Here is a 16,612-nt window from a genome sequence, read left to right on the forward strand (position 1 = left end):
AAATACAGTTGTTTTCCATAACGCACTCCGTTTTTCACGGTGTGTTTACTCTTACACACTGGGCATTTTTTCTTGTTCATTATAACTTCGCTTTTTGGCTTTTCAAATACCAGCGAAGTTAATGTTTATCGAACATTAAGCTATATTGCATCCTGCAAAATGAGCTATTGAACGATTTCAAAGGTCGAAATATCTCTGAAACGTTTGAATTGCTGAGAACACCAGTGTATATCGGTAGTTAAGGAGGATTCTATCCTGCAAAATGAGCTATAGGTCGATATATATTACTGAAAACGGTAGGTTATATCTACCATCTCGCCAGAAGAGCTAATATGATACATACGCTGATTGGTGCGTTTCGACTTTAATCCGCCCAAATGCTTTAGATAAGGTCCTATCTTAATATAATCGAAATTGCACAATTCTATATCTGAAGATATAACCGTTCTTCCAGAATACCACCCCACTTTAAGTTCTGGGTAATGCGCCTTAATGTACCGTGCAAAACTGTTTATACACTTAGGATTAGCATCACCACCCATAAACCCAACGCATGAAATGGAGCTTTCGGTACTTTCTATCAAGACTTCTAACACCTCTGTGGAAAGCATCTGCCCTGTGTTTTGTGCCAAAAAACTACTATGACAGCCAGGACAGTGGCATGGACACCCCGAGATATTTATAGCAAGAGTTATCTCATCTGGATACTCCTGACACACTATATCTGTACCTACAAATCTGAGCATACCATTCTTTTTATGTTTTTACTATTCCATCTTATCGCTTCCCGCATAAAACCTCTTTGCAGCTTCTTGCTGTCGAGGCTGCGAAAAGTTGCTTACCCGTTTCATATACCCTATAACACGTGTAAGATAGTCTACATTCTTAGAATGGCAACAAGGACACTCTTTTAGATAACGCTTATCTATATGTCCACAATCGTTGCATACAGTATTAGGAATGTTAAAGGTAAAATAGTTACAACCTTCCTTAGCAGCCACTGTTAAAAGCTGCTTATATTGTGCTTTAGATAGATGTTCATCTAAATTCATGTGCAGGGCGGAGCCTCCTGTCAAATGCTCTATATAAGGCGCACCATGTAGCTTAAACTTATCTAAGATAGTAAGCCCTGTATCCTCTACACGATAAAAATAGCTATTATAACAATCACGAGGCACAAAGTAGCCATCTTCCCTATCCCACTTTGCATGTTTTACACCTACATTTTCGGCAGGTATCATCTCACAATTAAACATTGCTTCCTTAGTCCTAAAGGCTTTATTGTTTTGCTCTATAAGGCCTAAAACACCCTGAACAAAATGTTTATACTCTTCGTTAGGGGTAATATCGAGCCCCATAAACTCGGCTGCCTCTACAAGCCCATTAATACCTATAGTAAGATATTGCCTGTTAATGTTAATATATCCTGCATCAAACAAGGGCAACATCTTATTCTTAAGGAAATGTTTAAGGTTCTCGTTATATGCTAACTGCACCTTATGGCAGAGCTTTATAACGTGATCTAAGAAGAGTTTATAATCTTCTCCTTTATTAACAGCATACTGTATGCAACGGTTAAGGTTTATGGTTAGCACACTCTTTGAGCCTGTAGACACACCTCCTGCGCCAAGTGTATAAGAAAAGCCGTTGTCTTGTATCTCATTACGAAGACGACAACACGAACTTAAAGAGTCGGCATTATCGCTCATATACGTAAAGAAGCTATGCCCCTTGCTATACATTTCGGCAGTAAATTCGCCCCACTCCTTATCTCTACACTCACCGTTTTCTGTAAGAAGAGCCATAGTTTCGACAGGGAACGTAAGCACGGCGCGCGTACGCTCTTTGTTAAACCATGTCATAAACCTCTTTTGTAGCCACGACAGCCCTTCCCAGTCTGGTTGTGAACCATCAGGGAAAAAGAAATTACCAAACAACGACTCAAAGTAATACCTATCATAATAAGATATGTTCCAGAAGACAGCCTGAAAATTTCTCGCACCTGTTGGCTGATTAAGAGAATAGACTATCTGCTCAAAATAATCGGTAATGACCTTATCTATCGTACGCTGACGCAAACTAAGATCCACTACCTTGTCGGCATTCTTCCAATAATCTTTACCATATTCCTTTTGTATAAAATAGTTCATATACATAAGAAACTCTGGCGTAGCACATGCCCCTGCAAGCATACTCGAAACTATGAAGACCATATTTATAAAGCCTCCACAAAAACTCTTTAAGTTAGTAGGAGCAGAAGAGTTGCCCCCTATAGCCGTAGTGCCTCCAATGAGCCATGGATACATAGTTATGGAAGCGCAGTAGTTTGCAAGATTAGTTTCGTCGTTCTTATATATAAAATGATGGGTAAGGAGGTCTAAATACTCGTTGGCAAGCTCTTTACCATACATCTGCTTTATCCTATCGGTAAGCAAGCGCCTATTAATGCGTATAAAGCCTTGCTTAGGCAGCTCACCTATCAAAGTTGCTATGTTTTTATTTTCCACATTAGCATTAGCATCATACTTCGACCCTGTGGCAGCATTGCTCGCACCACAATATTCGGTAAGAAACTTTATCTTATCCTGTGTTTCCCTGTCCTGACTGTGCTGATGACGATACACTATAAAGCTTTTAGCTACATCGTAATAACCTTCTTTCATAAGAGCCTGCTCCACTTGGTTCTGTATATCCTCAACGGTAATATCATTATGTATGGTAAGGTCTGAAAGTATCTTAGACACCGCAGCAAGGTCAGTAGGAGCATTTACACTCTCAAAAGCCTTTAAGATAGCACCCATTATCTTATCTAAAGAAAACATTTCCTTAGAACCATCACGCTTAGTAATTGTAAAATTTTGCATAGTTATATAGTTTTATTATTTTTCTTTTTTACATATTTATGAGCATAAAAGCTGTGTAAAGTTTTCCATTTTAGAAAACTTTTTATTTTTAATATCGTAAAAAGTTTTCTTTTTTGGCAACTCTTTCACCACAAAGGTAACTAAAGTTTTCTGAAAAAGCACACCTTTTTTTCATCTAAAATATGTTAAGATGGCCTATTTATACTTTCCTTTTATACTAATTTTTAATAAGCAAGAAAAGGTTTACTATCTTGCTTTCATAGTGTTACACACTAAATATATATGCTTACTTTAAGGGCAGAAGAGGCAACGAGTGTAAATTAGGTGTAATCTTTAATGTAGGGACAAAAATATTAAGCACACTCTTTATTTTCTTTTGCGATGTCTTATTATGCTTAATATCATCTAAAAGGGTTATGGCTTGTGTAAAGTTTTTCCACCGATCAGTTATAGCTAAAAGCTCTCTTTCGGCATCTTTTCTCTGACCGTTCTCAAAATAACAATATGCTCGGTTAAAGAGATAAGTCTTATTATCCTTATCTAAAGCAAGAGCCTTTGTGTAAGCCTCTATAGCACTATCATAATTTCCCACCTTTATACAAGCCATAGCATAAAGGTCGTATATCTCTGGTATATAGGGCTGCAAGAGTAAAGCACGCCTGCTATCGTTAGCAGCACCTTTAAAGTCGTCGAGGTTATATTTCGACTTTGCCATCATATACCATGCTTCATACATATCTGGCTTTAACCCTACTATACGCATTCCTATCTGCATAGATGCTACATAATAGCCTTGCGAAAAGCTTTGCTGCCCCTGCTCTAATAGCCTTTTTATGTTATATTGAGCAAGAGAAGGCATACAAAACATTACCACCAAACCTATTATGCCACTTCTAAGCATCTTTTTCCTATACCTTTAGTAAATAACTACTTCAGAGGTGGCTTCACCCTATAGCTACATCTTACCTTGCCTTGTAGAAGAGCTTTCATCTTCTTCTTTATCATCTGTTTACGAAAAGGCGAAACCCTATCTGTAAAGACCTTACCTTCTAAGTGGTCAAACTCATGCTGCACCACCCTTGCCAAGAAGCCACTGAGCCACTCATGATGCTCTTCCATATTTTCGTCTATCCACTTTACACGCACACGCTTTGGTCTTTCCACCTTCTCATGAAGACCTGGCAGCGACAAACAGCCCTCTTCCATAACTTCTGTTTCGGTATCGTCTACCTCTGTGATATGTCCGTTTATAAAAGCATGACGAAAGCCTTTATACTCTGGGAAATTGTCTGAAACCACATCAAGATCTATCACTACCACACGTATAGGCTTGCCCACTTGCGGAGCAGCAAGCCCTACACCATCGCTCGCAGAGCAGGTCTCAAACATGTCGGCTATAAGCTCTTGCAACTCGGGATAACTCTCTGGTATATCTTGAGCTATCTTTCTTAACACTGGCTGACCGTATGTATATATTGGTAATATCATTTATTATCCTCTCTTTTTTCTGAAATAAAATAAATAGCTTATAAACACAAAAAGGAATGATGGGTTACATTCCTTTAGAGCGCATAAAATCTTGTAATATAATAGTAGCCGAAATCTCGTCTACCAACCCCTTATCTTGCCTCCTTACCTTCTTCTTTACGCCCCCACTTATCATAGCTTGATGGGCTAAGGCTGAGGTAAAACGCTCATCGTAATACTCTATGGGTACGCTCGGACACGCCTTCTTCCATCTAAGAACAAACTGCTCTACACGCCCCATATTGTCGCTGGGCTTGCCGCTAAGCTGTGTGGGCTTACCCATTACTATAAGGTCTACCTTTTCGCACTGCGTATATTCTTGCAAAAAGGCATATAGCTCTGGAGTAGAAACAGTAGCCAACCCATTTGCTATGATACGCAAAGGGTCGGTAACTGCTATGCCTGTACGCTTCTTACCGTAATCTATGGCAATTATACGCCCCATTACTTAGTTAGCAAGGAGCCATGCGTCGTGGTAAGAAGAACGCAACTGGTTACGGCTCTGCACAGCAGAAGCCTTATCATTAAAACTCGATGCCACTACACGATACATTCTGTTACTACCATTATACACCACCTGTGCATCATAACCAGCACTCTTTAGACGGCTCTGAAGACCATCTGCATTAGCCTTTATGCTGAAAGAGCCTACTACTACGCTAAAAGCCTTTAGCCCATTACCACTAACTACAGCTACGTTCTCATGACGCACTGGCTCGTTATCATAGCTCTCCTGCTCACGATTATCTGTTACAGGAGCCGTCTCTACGGTGTTGTTAGAAGGAGCTTGGCTCTCCTCTGGGGTAACTGTAGCAGCTTGAGCCTTAGCTCTCTCATAAGCCTTTTTATAAGCACTCTCGCTCGATTTACAGCCTGTAAATGCTATTGCCACTAATAGGGCACTGCCAAAAAACATCGATTTTCTCATATCTTTATATATTAATAGATTATATTTTATACTTTATTTTACCTTTGCGAAATTACAAATTAACTATCGAACATATACACCTTAGCCATATAAAGATTGTTAAATAGGGCAAAGATAGTAAGGTTTTTATATATTTATAGCTTTTCTTTTTGTCATTTCAAGAAAATATTATTATATTTGCCATTAACTATTATAACAATATTCATTATTTTAAATTTTTATCAACAATGAAGACATTAGGCTATTTATTCGCCTTTATAGGCGGCGCTATTACAGGAGCAGCTGTAGGACTTTTAGCAGCTCCAGAGAAGGGCGAGGATACTCGTAATAAGATTTCAAACGCTGTAGACGACTTTTGCAAAAAGCACGATATAAGGCTTAGCCGCAAAGAGACCGACGAGTTTGTAGAAGATATTAAGGAAGCTGCCTCTAACATAGCAGAATAAAGGGGAGAGTTATGTTCTCTAACGATAAGAATGTAGAAACAATAGCGCAGCTCTTTAAGGTGCTGAAGAGGTATTTTGGGCTACAGGCAGAGTATACAAAGCTCTCTATTGTAGAGATAATAGTAAGGCTACTGACAGCTGTTGCCTTAATAGCTGTTTTTGTTACGCTATTTCTTATTGCTTTAATCTATTTTTCCTTTGCAGCTGCCATAGCTATAGGAGAGGCTTTAGGTTGTGCCCTTTGGGGTTATCTCATAGTAGGTTTCGCCTACATAATATTATTTCTCATTATGCTAATGCTACGCAAGGTAATAATAGAAAAGCCCTTGGTAAGGTTTCTTTCAAGTCTGCTTTTATCTTAAAGCCACAACCATGAGAGAAAAAGTAATATACACATTATATAAATATGAGCTTAAACATCTTTTCTTATGAGCAAGATAAGTGTCGCTCTATGAGCGATCTTCGCCTTCGCAAGGCAGAGCTAAAGGCTGAAATAGCCCAGCAAAACGGTACCATGAATGCCCTTTGGCAGAAGCTAAAGAGCGAGCCAAAAGAGCGTTCTACCCCTTCGCAGCGTTTTAAAAGCATGTTCTCATCGGGGGCAAACATCATGGACGGCTTAATATTAGGCTGGAAGCTATACCGCATCTTTGGCTCAAACCGAAAGCAAAGTCGCAAGGGCTTATTCTCTTGGAAGAATTTCCTGTAATGCTGGGGGCGAGCCACTTTCTAAGGTAAAACGCGAAAAGTTTAGTATAAACATAATCGCTTTAGCATAAAAGCATGGAAATAGTTAAATGCTAAAAACGAGGCTTTAGATAGAAGATAAGCTATAGTTTAGAGCTTAGGAGCGCAATACTTCTAAGCTCTAAATTTATATATCAGCTTACCACTTGCTACGGTGTTAAGCTCTACGGCAAACTTTTCCTTATTATAAATAGCCTTAAGAAAAGTATTAGGTATAAAAAGACGGCTACCGTTTTCTGCTATTTTCCCTCTAAATACTCCTATCTCCTTACCATGTGAAAGCAGCCTTATAGTGGCAAAAGCCTCACCATCATCTGCAGCAAAACGCTCCCCATAGCTAAGTTGAAGACTTAATGTAGGAGCTTTATACCTGCTTTTTACTATACAAAGGCGACTATAAGGAGTTATGTTAGAGCCTTGTTGCATCTGGCTATATAGCTTGCTGTGTATAGAGTCTTCACTTAAAAGCCAGCCCTGTGAATCCTTCTGCGAAGAAAGAGGTAAACTATCGAGGCACACTGCCTTAAGGGTATCTACTCGTGTGGTATCATAATGGGTGTTACGAGATGCTATACCACCACAAGCAGTAAGCCCCACTAAAGCTCCAACAGCTACCACTACAAAGAAAAAAAATGAAGAGCATACGTTCTTAAATGTTTTATTATATCCTCTACATACTACTGCCTCAACCCCAACACTACCTAACCTATCTGCAGTAAGGAAGAAACAATAATTGGTTTCTATAATAGAGAAAGTATCATTAAGACGTAATTTGTTAAAGTGTATCCTACACAGCTCAACCTTCCCCTTATACTCGTCTACCGACTTATATATTATCCTCCACAAACTGCCATATTCTCTACTAACATAAGCAGGTAAGGCAAACTTTAGCTTATCTTCCTTATTAATATTTCCCACCTCTAACTTATCTTCTATATATTATATAATATCGTTCTTGCCTATAATGGTTAGACTTTTTATACCTCTTTTTATGTTTTCAAACGAAACATTCCACCTTTGCCGTTGCCTTATTATGAAGACGATCATAACTATACTTTATCTCAACAATATGTGAAACCTTATCACTTAACAGAATATTCATAGAATAAGATATAATAACCTTTACCACTTTTACATAATGATGTGTTTCTTTTTTCTTCTTATAGAAAACTGCCTGTTATAACATACGTTTATTGCGCACAAAAGTACCTTTTTTTATCTGGTTTAAAAAATTTCTTTATACTAATTTGAAGAAATATTTCTTCATACAAACACTTTCCATACATAAACACCTAATATACAAAATATTATATCAATGTTTTTAATATCAAAAACATATCCTTTTACTTTTAACATAATAAGCTTTATCACATCTTTGTTGCTATTTTGCAGCTTTAGAGATATATGTTTTTACTTATATATTATGCAGATAACAGTATTAAGCTGCTCTGTTTTATTATTATTTTAGTAACTTTGCTTTTATAATGAGTTTTGAATTAACCTCAACATATAAGCCCACAGGAGATCAGCCTGAAGCAATCAGAGCTCTCACAGAAGGTTTGAAGCGTGGCGAACATAGTCAGGTACTACTTGGTGTAACTGGTTCTGGTAAGACCTTTACAGTGGCTAATGTCATTGCTAATATTAATAAGCCTACACTAATCTTATCCCACAACAAGACTTTAGCAGCACAACTCTATGAAGAAATGAAAGGTTTTTTCCCTCATAATGCCGTAGAGTACTATGTATCATATTACGATTATTACCAGCCAGAGGCATATATCCCAACTACAGATACGTATATAGAAAAGGATTTAGCTATAAATGATAAAATAGACAAGCTACGACTTTCTGCAGTATCATCATTATTATCAGGCAGAAAAGATGTTATAATAGTATCTTCCGTGTCATGTATATATGGTATGGGCGGACCTGCAGCTATGCAAGAAAATGTAATCCACATAAAAAAAGGGCAGAAGATGGATCGCAATTACTTTCTACGTCAGTTAGTTAGTTCGCTTTACTTACGTAATGACATGGATCTACAACGCGGATATTTTCGTGTAAAAGGCGATACTGTAGATATTGCTATGGCATATAGTGATAATGTTTTACGCATTACATGGTGGGACGATGAGATTGATTCTATTGAGGAAGTAGACTCTATAGCCTTTCACCGACTATCATCTTTCGATACCTACGAGATATATCCTGCTAACCTTTTTGTTACATCAAAAGAGCAAACACAACAAGCCATTAGCAAGATACAAGACGACTTAATGATGCAGATAGACCATTTTAAGCAATTGGGCAAAAATATTAAGGCAAAGCGCATAAAGGAACGTGTGGAGTATGACATAGAGATGATTAAAGAATTAGGACACTGTTCTGGTATAGAGAACTACTCTCGCTACTTCGATGGCAGAACAGCAGGGCAACGCCCATATTGTCTGCTCGACTTTTTTCCAAAAGATTATCTTCTCGTGATAGATGAAAGCCATGTCAGTGTGCCACAAATATCGGCAATGTATGGTGGCGATAGAGCCCGAAAAACAAATCTTGTAGAATATGGGTTTAGGTTGCCTGCAGCATTGGATAACAGACCTTTAAAGTTTGAAGAGTTTAAAAGCATGATACATCAAGTAATATATGTATCAGCCACACCTGCCGACTTTGAGCTGAAAGAGGCTGATGGAGTGGTCGTAGAGCAATTAATCCGCCCAACGGGATTATTAGACCCTGAGATAGATGTGCGCCCATCAGAAAATCAGATAGACGACTTAATGAACGAAATCCTTATACGAGCAGAGCGACAAGAACGTATCTTAGTAACTACTCTTACCAAACGCATGGCGGAAGAGCTTACCGAGTATCTTCTCAATCACGATGTTCGTACAGCTTATATTCACAGTGATGTAGCAAGTTTAGATCGTGTGAAAGTAATCAACGACCTAAGAGCAGGCTTATATGATGTGCTTGTAGGAGTAAATCTCTTACGTGAGGGGCTTGATATTCCTGAAGTATCATTAGTAGCTATTCTCGATGCCGACAAAGAAGGCTTTCTTAGAAGTCATCGCAGCTTAACACAAACAGCCGGTAGAGCCGCTCGAAACATAAACGGTAAGGTAATAATGTATGCAGATACCATTACTGAAAGCATGCAAAAAACAATAGACGAAACCATGCGAAGACGCATTAAACAGCTAAAATATAACGAAGAACATAACATAACTCCTACTCAAATTGTAAAAACTATAAAAGACATATTGCCTACAAATAAAATGGAGGACAATAACTTTAAAAACACTACAAATAAGACTATTAATAAAAAACCTTATACAGAAGACACTCACTCTGCCACTTTTGCTTCTGACCCTATTATTAAAAGCATGTCAAAAGAGCAACTGGAAAAGAGCATAAAGAACACAACAGAGCTCATGAAGCAGGCTGCCAAAAATTTAGACTTCCTACAGGCTGCTCAATATCGTGATGAAATATTAAGACTACAGAAAGAGTTAGAACAAAAATAAGACATATAAAGGTATACATATAAAACGTTAAAAGCAGAAAAATACCTGTTTTTTATCAATAAGAATGTGTATCTTTGTTTTCCAAAATAATAATTTAAAGTGCAAAATAGCAATAAACATAATAAAGCTGTTTTAATATAATAACTTATAAAAAATGGATAATAATAAAAGTACAGTACGCCGACCCAATCACAGATTAAGACCTATGAGAGAGCGAGGGAGATTCTTTATTACACGCCAATGGCTAAATAGCATCTTCATGCTGGGAGCATTAATTGGTGGTATCTTCTATTTTGCTACTGATTACACTAATGTTGGTATTATAATTATTCTTATTTCAATGGTTTTTAAGATCATTGAATGTATACTCCGTTTTATAAAATAAATGAAGAAAACGCTTATCCTCCTTGTAATGTTTTTATCTGTAATAAATATACAAGCACAGATAAATGACAGAACCTTTACTGCTAATGATTATCAAAATGGCAAAAAACAAAATGCTTCCGATTCTATAGATAATAAAAATAAAGATATTCCGCGAGGCATTAAGGCATGGACTATAGACGAACACTTTGGAGACAAAACCCCTGCAGTGCTCGACACTTTATCATATATGTATATGAACACCATCTTCACCACAGGGTTAAGAGGAGAATATAATACCTTAGGCAACGTAGGCTCACCACGACAAAACCGCATTCTGCTGGAAAGAAGTTTTCCCTCTGAGTTTATTTTCATAGATCCATACGACCAGTTTGTAATAAAACCAAGCAACTTCCTTTTTACATCTACACTCTCACCTATCACCATTCTCTCATATAACACGGCAGGAAACGATTTACATGGAGAAGACCATTTCAAAGCGTTCTTTGCTGTTAATGCAGGTAAAAAATGGGGATTTGGCTTTATTTTCGATTATATATATGGACGAGGCTACTATAACAGCATAAACACCTCACACATGAACTACTCTATGTGGGGGGCATATATAGGAGAACGTTACAATGCAAACTTGCTTATGTCGCTTAATCATCAAAAGGTAGCAGAAAATGGAGGAATAGCCAATGATGCCTACATAACTCATCCTGAAAAGTTTAAAGACAATTTCACTACTGATGAAATACCAACGATATTAGAAAATAACTGGAACAGAAACGATAACCAACACTTTTTTTTCAATCATCGCTACAGCTTTGGATTCTTTCGTAAAGTGCCAATGACGAAAGAAGAGATAGAAGCACGTAAGTTTGCTATCAAATCGGAACAAGCTAAAGCAAAAATGCAAGCTAAAGAAGAGGCACGCCGTAAAGCAAAAGAAAATGGAGACGACTTTGATGAAGAACAATACGACAAACAACATCAATCAAGCGGACGACCAGATGATGCAACCATTGCAGGAGATGCCCCCACACAAAACTTAAAAACACCTAAGGAAGACAACAGAATAAAGGTAAACATGCAGGACTCTGCTCAAATGGCAATGCTTAACAAAAAAAGTATTGAAAAAAAAGATACCACTCTTCAATGGATGAAAAGAGAGTATGTACCTGTTACAAGTCTTATACATACAATGCGTTTTGACAATTACCAACGTATATATCAAGCTTATAAAAGTCCTGAAAACTATTATGCAAATAACTTTTATAACTATGGCACTACTGCAAACGACTCTATTTATGACCAAACTAAGCACTGGGCATTAAAAAACACTTTTGCAATAGCACTATTAGAAGGATTTAATAAGTGGGCAAAAGCTGGTCTAAAAGCCTTTGTATCTCACGAAATACGACACTATGAGTATCCTTCTTATAAAACTTTTAATAATCTTTCGCTATTCGAAAGATATGACGCAGAAAACCAGAATGATATTTCTATAGGTGGGCAGATACTTAAAATGACTGGTAAAACTTTGCATTACAATATAAATGCAGAAACATGGATTGCAGGAAAATCATTAGGACAATTCCATGTTGATAGTAATATCGGGATAAACATTCATCTTTTAGGCGATACTACACAATTATCCTTAAATGCTTTTATACATCACGACTATCCTTCTATGTACTATACTCGCTATGTTAGCAAACACTTTATATGGAATAATGCCTTAAAAAAGCAGCTACACTCGCGCTTAATGGCAACACTTTATATAAAAAAGACTGACAGCAAGTTGCGCTTTGGATATGATCTGCTTAATAACTATACTTACTTTGGACTTCAAAATGATCGTGTTTTAAATGGCAATAATTACCTTGTGAAAAATAATCAAATAAATGTCCGACAAGATAGTAAACCCATTAGCGTAATAACTATGCAGCTAATGCAAAACATACACTGGGGCATTTTTCATTGGGACAATGTTTTAACATTCCAAAAAACAAGTAACGAGATAGTACTTCCTGCGCCTACTATAAATGTTTATAGCAACCTATACTTACGGTTTAAGATAGCAAAAGTGCTAAAGTGCGACTTAGGTACAGACATGCGTTGGTTTACAAAATATTATGCGCATGAATATATCCCAGCTATAGGCGCGTTTGGTATTCAAGAAACTAAACTTAGTCGTACAAAAATAGGTAATTACCCTATTATAAATGCTTATGCTAATTTCTCTTTGCAACATACGCGCTTCTTTGTTATGTTCTCACATATCAATGCTAACAATAATGGAAATTATTTCTTTACACCACATTACCCTCTAAATCAGCGTATATTTAGGTTTGGACTAAGCTGGAATTTCTTTAATTAAAACTAATCTTACCTATAGCTTCTCCATATATATAATATAAACATATAATGCAAACACAAAGAAAAGATAATACTAATATAGATAATATAAAAGGCTTAAAAGCATGGATTCTTGCTGCTCGTCCTAAAACTTTATCAGGAGCAGCAGTACCTGTTATGATAGGTATAACTTTAGCTTTTAACATAAAAGGATGGCAAGAATTACAGCTAATACCTGCTGGTTTATGTTTACTCTTTGCTTTCATCATGCAAATAGATGCCAATTTCATCAACGATTACTACGATTGTTTAAAAGGAAATGACAATAGCGATACCCGGCTCGGTCCAAGACGTGCCTGCAGTGAAGGCTGGATCAGCTTATCAGCTATGAAACGAGGCATTATAATTACTACAATCTTAGCTTGCCTATGTGGGCTTCCTTTAGCCTTTTTTGGTGGTTGGGAAATGGTTATAATAGGAATTATATGCGTTATTTTCTGTTTTCTCTATACTACAACACTCTCTTACTTAGCCTTGGGCGATATTCTTGTACTTTGCTTTTTTGGTATTATTCCTGTATGCCTAACATACTTTCTATGCACTGACAATGATACATTAACTGCGATACCTTACCAAGTTTTACTCATCTCAATAGCTTGTGGCTTAATAATAGATACACTATTAATAGTAAACAATTATCGTGATTATGAAAATGATAAAAGTAATGGCAAAATGACTCTCGTTACACATATAGGACAAAAATACTCTGCCTTACTATATTTTGCTTTAGGCCTTATAGGAGCACATATTACCGGTATTCTAATACTGAAGCAACATAGGCTAATAGACTTTCTTTTAGCTACACTTCTTATGCTCGTATATCTAACTCTTCATGCCCGCACATATCGTAAAATGAAAAAAACACAAGGTAAAGAACTCAATAAAATATTAGGTAAAACTGCCCGTAATATATTTATTTTTGGATTACTTACAACAATTTCATTTATACTTAAAGCATTAATATAAATGCAAAAAATAGCAAGTTTAGATATTGTAGCTTTTGTTGAACAACATATTCTGCCACGATACAATACTTTCGACAAATCACATGGGCTCATACATGTACAACGAGTTATAGCTAACTCTATGACTTTAGCACAAGATGTGGGTGCTGATCTTAATATGGCTTATGTTATAGCTGCTTATCACGACTTAGGTATGGAAGGTCCGCGAGCTATTCATCACCTTACAAGTGGTAAAATTCTTATTGCTGATGCTCGGTTAAAGAAATGGTTTTCACCAGAACAACTTAGAATAATGAAAGAAGCTGTAGAAGATCATCGCGCCAGCCTATCACGAACACCACGAAGCATATATGGGAAAATAGTAGCTGAAGCCAATAGAAATTTAGAACCAAAAATAGTTTTTCACAGAGCAATACAATATGTATTAAAAAAATATCCTACAGCAAACAAAGAACAATTATGGAAACATTTCTACAATCACATAAAAGAAAAATACGGCAGGACAGGATACATAAAATTATGGATTCCTAATTCTACAAATGCTAAATATTTAGATACAATATACAAAGCAATAGAAAACGAAGATAAATTGCGACAAATATTCTATAACATCTACCAGAAACATTTCAATATTATCTAATTATATTTACAGGGATAGATTAACTAATTAGCTCCCTTAACTAATAAAAAGTATAAAAAATGACAAAAAAAGAACTTATGCTAAGAGCCATTGAGCTTTCTATAAACAGCGTACGCAATGGCGGCGGACCTTTTGGAGCAGTTATCAGCCATAACGGAAAAATTATAGCTGAAGGTAGCAATAAAGTTACAATAAATAACGATCCTACAGCTCACGCTGAAATTTCCACTATCCGTATTGCATGCGAAAAACTTAAAACTTTCAATTTATCAGGGTGCGAAATATATACCTCTTGCGAACCATGCCCTATGTGTTTAGGAGCTATTTATTGGGCACACTTAGATAAGATATATTACGCTAACGATAGAAAAGATGCTGCTAAAATAGGCTTTGATGATGATTTTATCTATCAAGAAATAGAAGTGGAACCACAATACCGTAAAAAGCCATCAGAAATATTATTACAATCGGAAGCTATAAAAGCCTTTGATCTGTGGCGAGAAAAAATGGATAAAATAGAATATTAACACTTAAATTTATATCAAAATTCGCCTTTTTTTTGAGATATTACCATAAATCTATCTATATCATACACTAATATTAGCATGCAAAGAAATGGTTACCTTTAGAAACTTTTATCATAATAATTTGGTATTCTCATTTATTTTACATTACTTTGCAGACGATTTTAAATAGGTAAAAATAAATTATAAATAATAGATTAATTCAGAGGAACATGAAAAAATTATGTTTAATGTTTGCTGCTATTTCTATGGCAGCTTCAGTTTCTGCTCAAACTTTAGCAGAGAGTAAAACTTTTGACAATTGGTACATTGGTGTCAATGGAGGTGTTTCTACAGTAACAAAACACAATGTCTGGTTAAAAAACTTGAATCCTAATGCAGGTCTTCGCATTGGTCGTTATTTTACTCCAGTATTCGGATTGGCTGCAGAAAGTAATGCTTATTTCTCTAATAAGCCTTTTGATTCTCACGGTACTTTTATTCGCTTTATCAATACTTCTTTATTAGGTACTGTTAATTTAACAAACTGGATAGCTAATTATAGTGGTGAACCTCGTGCTTTTGAGGTTAGTGCTGTTTATGGTTTAGGCTGGTTGCGTACATTTAATAGTCATAACGAAAACAATTTAAATATTGCAACTTCTAAAGTTGGCGTTGATCTTGCTTATAACTTCGGTTCTAAGAAAGAATGGCAGCTATATGTAGAGCCTTCTATAACTTATCTATTGAATGGTGACGGATACGAAGGTATAAAGTATGATGTAAACAATTCTATGGTTCAATTAAATGCAGGATTGATTTATAAGTTTAAGAATTCTAATGGTACTCACAATTTTGTCAAAGTAACTCCACGTGATCAAACCGAGATTGATGCTTTGAACGCACAAATAAACGAACTACGTAATCGTAAGCCAGAAGTTATAACAAAAGAGGTTATTAAGGAAGTACCTGCTAATAAAGATCTTTCTGCTTCTAACCTTTCTTTTGTAACCTTTGCACAAGGGAAATATACTTTAACTACAGCTGCTAAGACTGAACTTAACAATATCAAAGAAGGTAGTCGTGTACAAATTGTAGGTACAGCTTCTCCTGAAGGTTCTGCTAAGTTTAACAAGAAGTTGTCGGAAAACCGTGCTAACGTAGTAGCTCATTACTTGCGTAGCCGTGGTGTTATTGTAGAAAAAGTTACAGGTAAAGGAGTAGAAGGTATAACCTCTAACCGTCTTGCTGTTATTTACGTTAAGTAAAACTTTTATAAGATACAGTTATTATAATAAATATATAAAGGAGATGTGTCATAATGATACATCTCCTTTATTTGATTATTGATATTAACTAAAACTATAATTTAATAGATAAGCATTATAGAGGGTCAGTCGTAAAACCCAGTTGCAAGCCTTCTCCTCTCAGGCACATAATTTCATAAGCCTGTAAAGGAAGAAAGGAATGTCCGTTACTCCCCTAAACTGTGCCCTGAAGGCTTTGACTTTTGCGTTGAAGGATTCAGCATTGGCATTTGTGGCTCTGTTGACAAAGAAATTGAGTATGGTATCATAATGGTTCTTAAAGGTGTCTATCACCGTATAGAAGTTGTCCACCCCCAACTTCTCTACCTCGTTAAACCATTTTGCCAGCTTCAGCCTTGCAGCATCCT

19 protein-coding genes are annotated in these 16,612 nt (G+C 36.4%); 10 read left to right on the plus strand and 9 right to left on the minus strand.

Going from position 1 to position 16,612, the window contains the following annotated elements:
• The 7 genes from F596_RS12310 to F596_RS0108895 all read right to left on the minus strand — a co-directional run.
• Positions 1-80: IS1/IS1595 family N-terminal zinc-binding domain-containing protein (locus F596_RS12310; RefSeq protein ID WP_428829173.1), on the minus strand; the 80-nt coding region annotated here is incomplete at its 3' end.
• Between the two features lie 204 nt (positions 81-284).
• Complete coding sequence (gene nrdG, locus F596_RS0108870; RefSeq protein WP_019036677.1) at positions 285-746, minus strand: anaerobic ribonucleoside-triphosphate reductase activating protein; 462 nt, start codon at positions 744-746, stop codon at positions 285-287.
• Positions 747-767: 21 nt separating this feature from the next.
• Positions 768-2,864: an anaerobic ribonucleoside-triphosphate reductase gene (gene nrdD, locus F596_RS0108875; RefSeq protein ID WP_019036678.1), complete on the minus strand. Its 2,097-nt coding sequence runs from the start codon at positions 2,862-2,864 to the stop codon at positions 768-770.
• A gap of 286 nt (positions 2,865-3,150) precedes the next feature.
• Positions 3,151-3,765, minus strand: a complete 615-nt coding sequence (locus F596_RS0108880; protein WP_019036679.1) for a tetratricopeptide repeat protein — start codon at positions 3,763-3,765, stop codon at positions 3,151-3,153.
• 26 nt (positions 3,766-3,791) lie between these two features.
• Complete coding sequence (gene def, locus F596_RS0108885) at positions 3,792-4,352, minus strand: peptide deformylase (protein ID WP_008449255.1); 561 nt, start codon at positions 4,350-4,352, stop codon at positions 3,792-3,794.
• Positions 4,353-4,416: 64 nt separating this feature from the next.
• The gene (gene ruvX, locus F596_RS0108890; protein WP_019036680.1) at positions 4,417-4,836 is read right to left on the minus strand and encodes a Holliday junction resolvase RuvX; all 420 of its coding nucleotides are present in this window, start codon (positions 4,834-4,836) and stop codon (positions 4,417-4,419) included.
• Between the two features lie 3 nt (positions 4,837-4,839).
• Complete coding sequence (locus F596_RS0108895; RefSeq protein WP_024992738.1) at positions 4,840-5,319, minus strand: SPOR domain-containing protein; 480 nt, start codon at positions 5,317-5,319, stop codon at positions 4,840-4,842.
• 227 nt (positions 5,320-5,546) lie between these two features.
• On the opposite strand from F596_RS0108895, the gene F596_RS0108900 reads away from it, so the two are divergent.
• From F596_RS0108900 to F596_RS0108910, 3 genes are read left to right on the plus strand one after another with little or no spacing between them, the layout of a single operon-like run.
• Positions 5,547-5,765, plus strand: coding sequence for a YtxH domain-containing protein (locus F596_RS0108900; RefSeq protein ID WP_019036682.1), 219 nt, complete (start codon positions 5,547-5,549; stop codon positions 5,763-5,765).
• An 11-nt stretch (positions 5,766-5,776) separates the two neighbouring features.
• A complete protein-coding gene (locus tag F596_RS0108905; protein WP_008449376.1) occupies positions 5,777-6,127 on the plus strand; it encodes a hypothetical protein in 351 nt (116 codons plus the stop codon).
• A gap of 44 nt (positions 6,128-6,171) precedes the next feature.
• Positions 6,172-6,474 carry a hypothetical protein gene (locus F596_RS0108910; RefSeq protein ID WP_019036683.1) on the plus strand — a complete coding sequence of 101 codons (303 nt, stop codon included), beginning with the start codon at positions 6,172-6,174 and terminating at the stop codon, positions 6,472-6,474.
• Positions 6,475-6,626: 152 nt separating this feature from the next.
• Here F596_RS0108910 and F596_RS0108915 read toward each other — a convergent pair whose 3' ends face one another.
• A complete protein-coding gene (locus F596_RS0108915; RefSeq protein WP_019036684.1) occupies positions 6,627-7,430 on the minus strand; it encodes a hypothetical protein in 804 nt (267 codons plus the stop codon).
• A 566-nt stretch (positions 7,431-7,996) separates the two neighbouring features.
• Between F596_RS0108915 and uvrB the strand changes: the two genes are divergently transcribed.
• From uvrB to F596_RS0108955, 7 genes are all read left to right on the plus strand, one after another.
• The gene (gene uvrB / locus F596_RS0108925) at positions 7,997-10,042 is read left to right on the plus strand and encodes an excinuclease ABC subunit UvrB (RefSeq protein ID WP_019036686.1); all 2,046 of its coding nucleotides are present in this window, start codon (positions 7,997-7,999) and stop codon (positions 10,040-10,042) included.
• 154 nt (positions 10,043-10,196) lie between these two features.
• Entirely contained in the window at positions 10,197-10,427 is a 231-nt protein-coding gene (locus F596_RS12170; RefSeq protein WP_019036687.1) for a hypothetical protein, read from the plus strand.
• Positions 10,428-12,791 (plus strand): putative porin, encoded by a 2,364-nt coding sequence (locus F596_RS0108935; RefSeq protein ID WP_019036688.1) that lies wholly within the window; start codon positions 10,428-10,430, stop codon positions 12,789-12,791. It abuts the gene before it with no gap.
• Between the two features lie 47 nt (positions 12,792-12,838).
• The gene (menA, locus tag F596_RS0108940; protein WP_008449371.1) at positions 12,839-13,795 is read left to right on the plus strand and encodes a 1,4-dihydroxy-2-naphthoate octaprenyltransferase; all 957 of its coding nucleotides are present in this window, start codon (positions 12,839-12,841) and stop codon (positions 13,793-13,795) included.
• A complete protein-coding gene (locus F596_RS0108945; RefSeq protein ID WP_008449302.1) occupies positions 13,796-14,434 on the plus strand; it encodes an HD domain-containing protein in 639 nt (212 codons plus the stop codon).
• A 59-nt stretch (positions 14,435-14,493) separates the two neighbouring features.
• Entirely contained in the window at positions 14,494-14,961 is a 468-nt protein-coding gene (locus F596_RS0108950; RefSeq protein WP_008449297.1) for a nucleoside deaminase, read from the plus strand.
• A 209-nt stretch (positions 14,962-15,170) separates the two neighbouring features.
• Positions 15,171-16,205 (plus strand): OmpA family protein, encoded by a 1,035-nt coding sequence (locus F596_RS0108955; protein WP_008449318.1) that lies wholly within the window; start codon positions 15,171-15,173, stop codon positions 16,203-16,205.
• A 159-nt stretch (positions 16,206-16,364) separates the two neighbouring features.
• On the opposite strand, the gene F596_RS11035 is transcribed toward F596_RS0108955, so the two are convergent.
• Positions 16,365-16,612, minus strand: a 248-nt coding sequence (locus tag F596_RS11035) for a transposase (RefSeq protein ID WP_019035884.1), incomplete at its 5' end; no start/stop codon positions are given.

The organism is Prevotella amnii DSM 23384 = JCM 14753, from assembly GCF_000378745.1.
Lineage (GTDB): Bacteria > Bacteroidota > Bacteroidia > Bacteroidales > Bacteroidaceae > Prevotella > Prevotella amnii.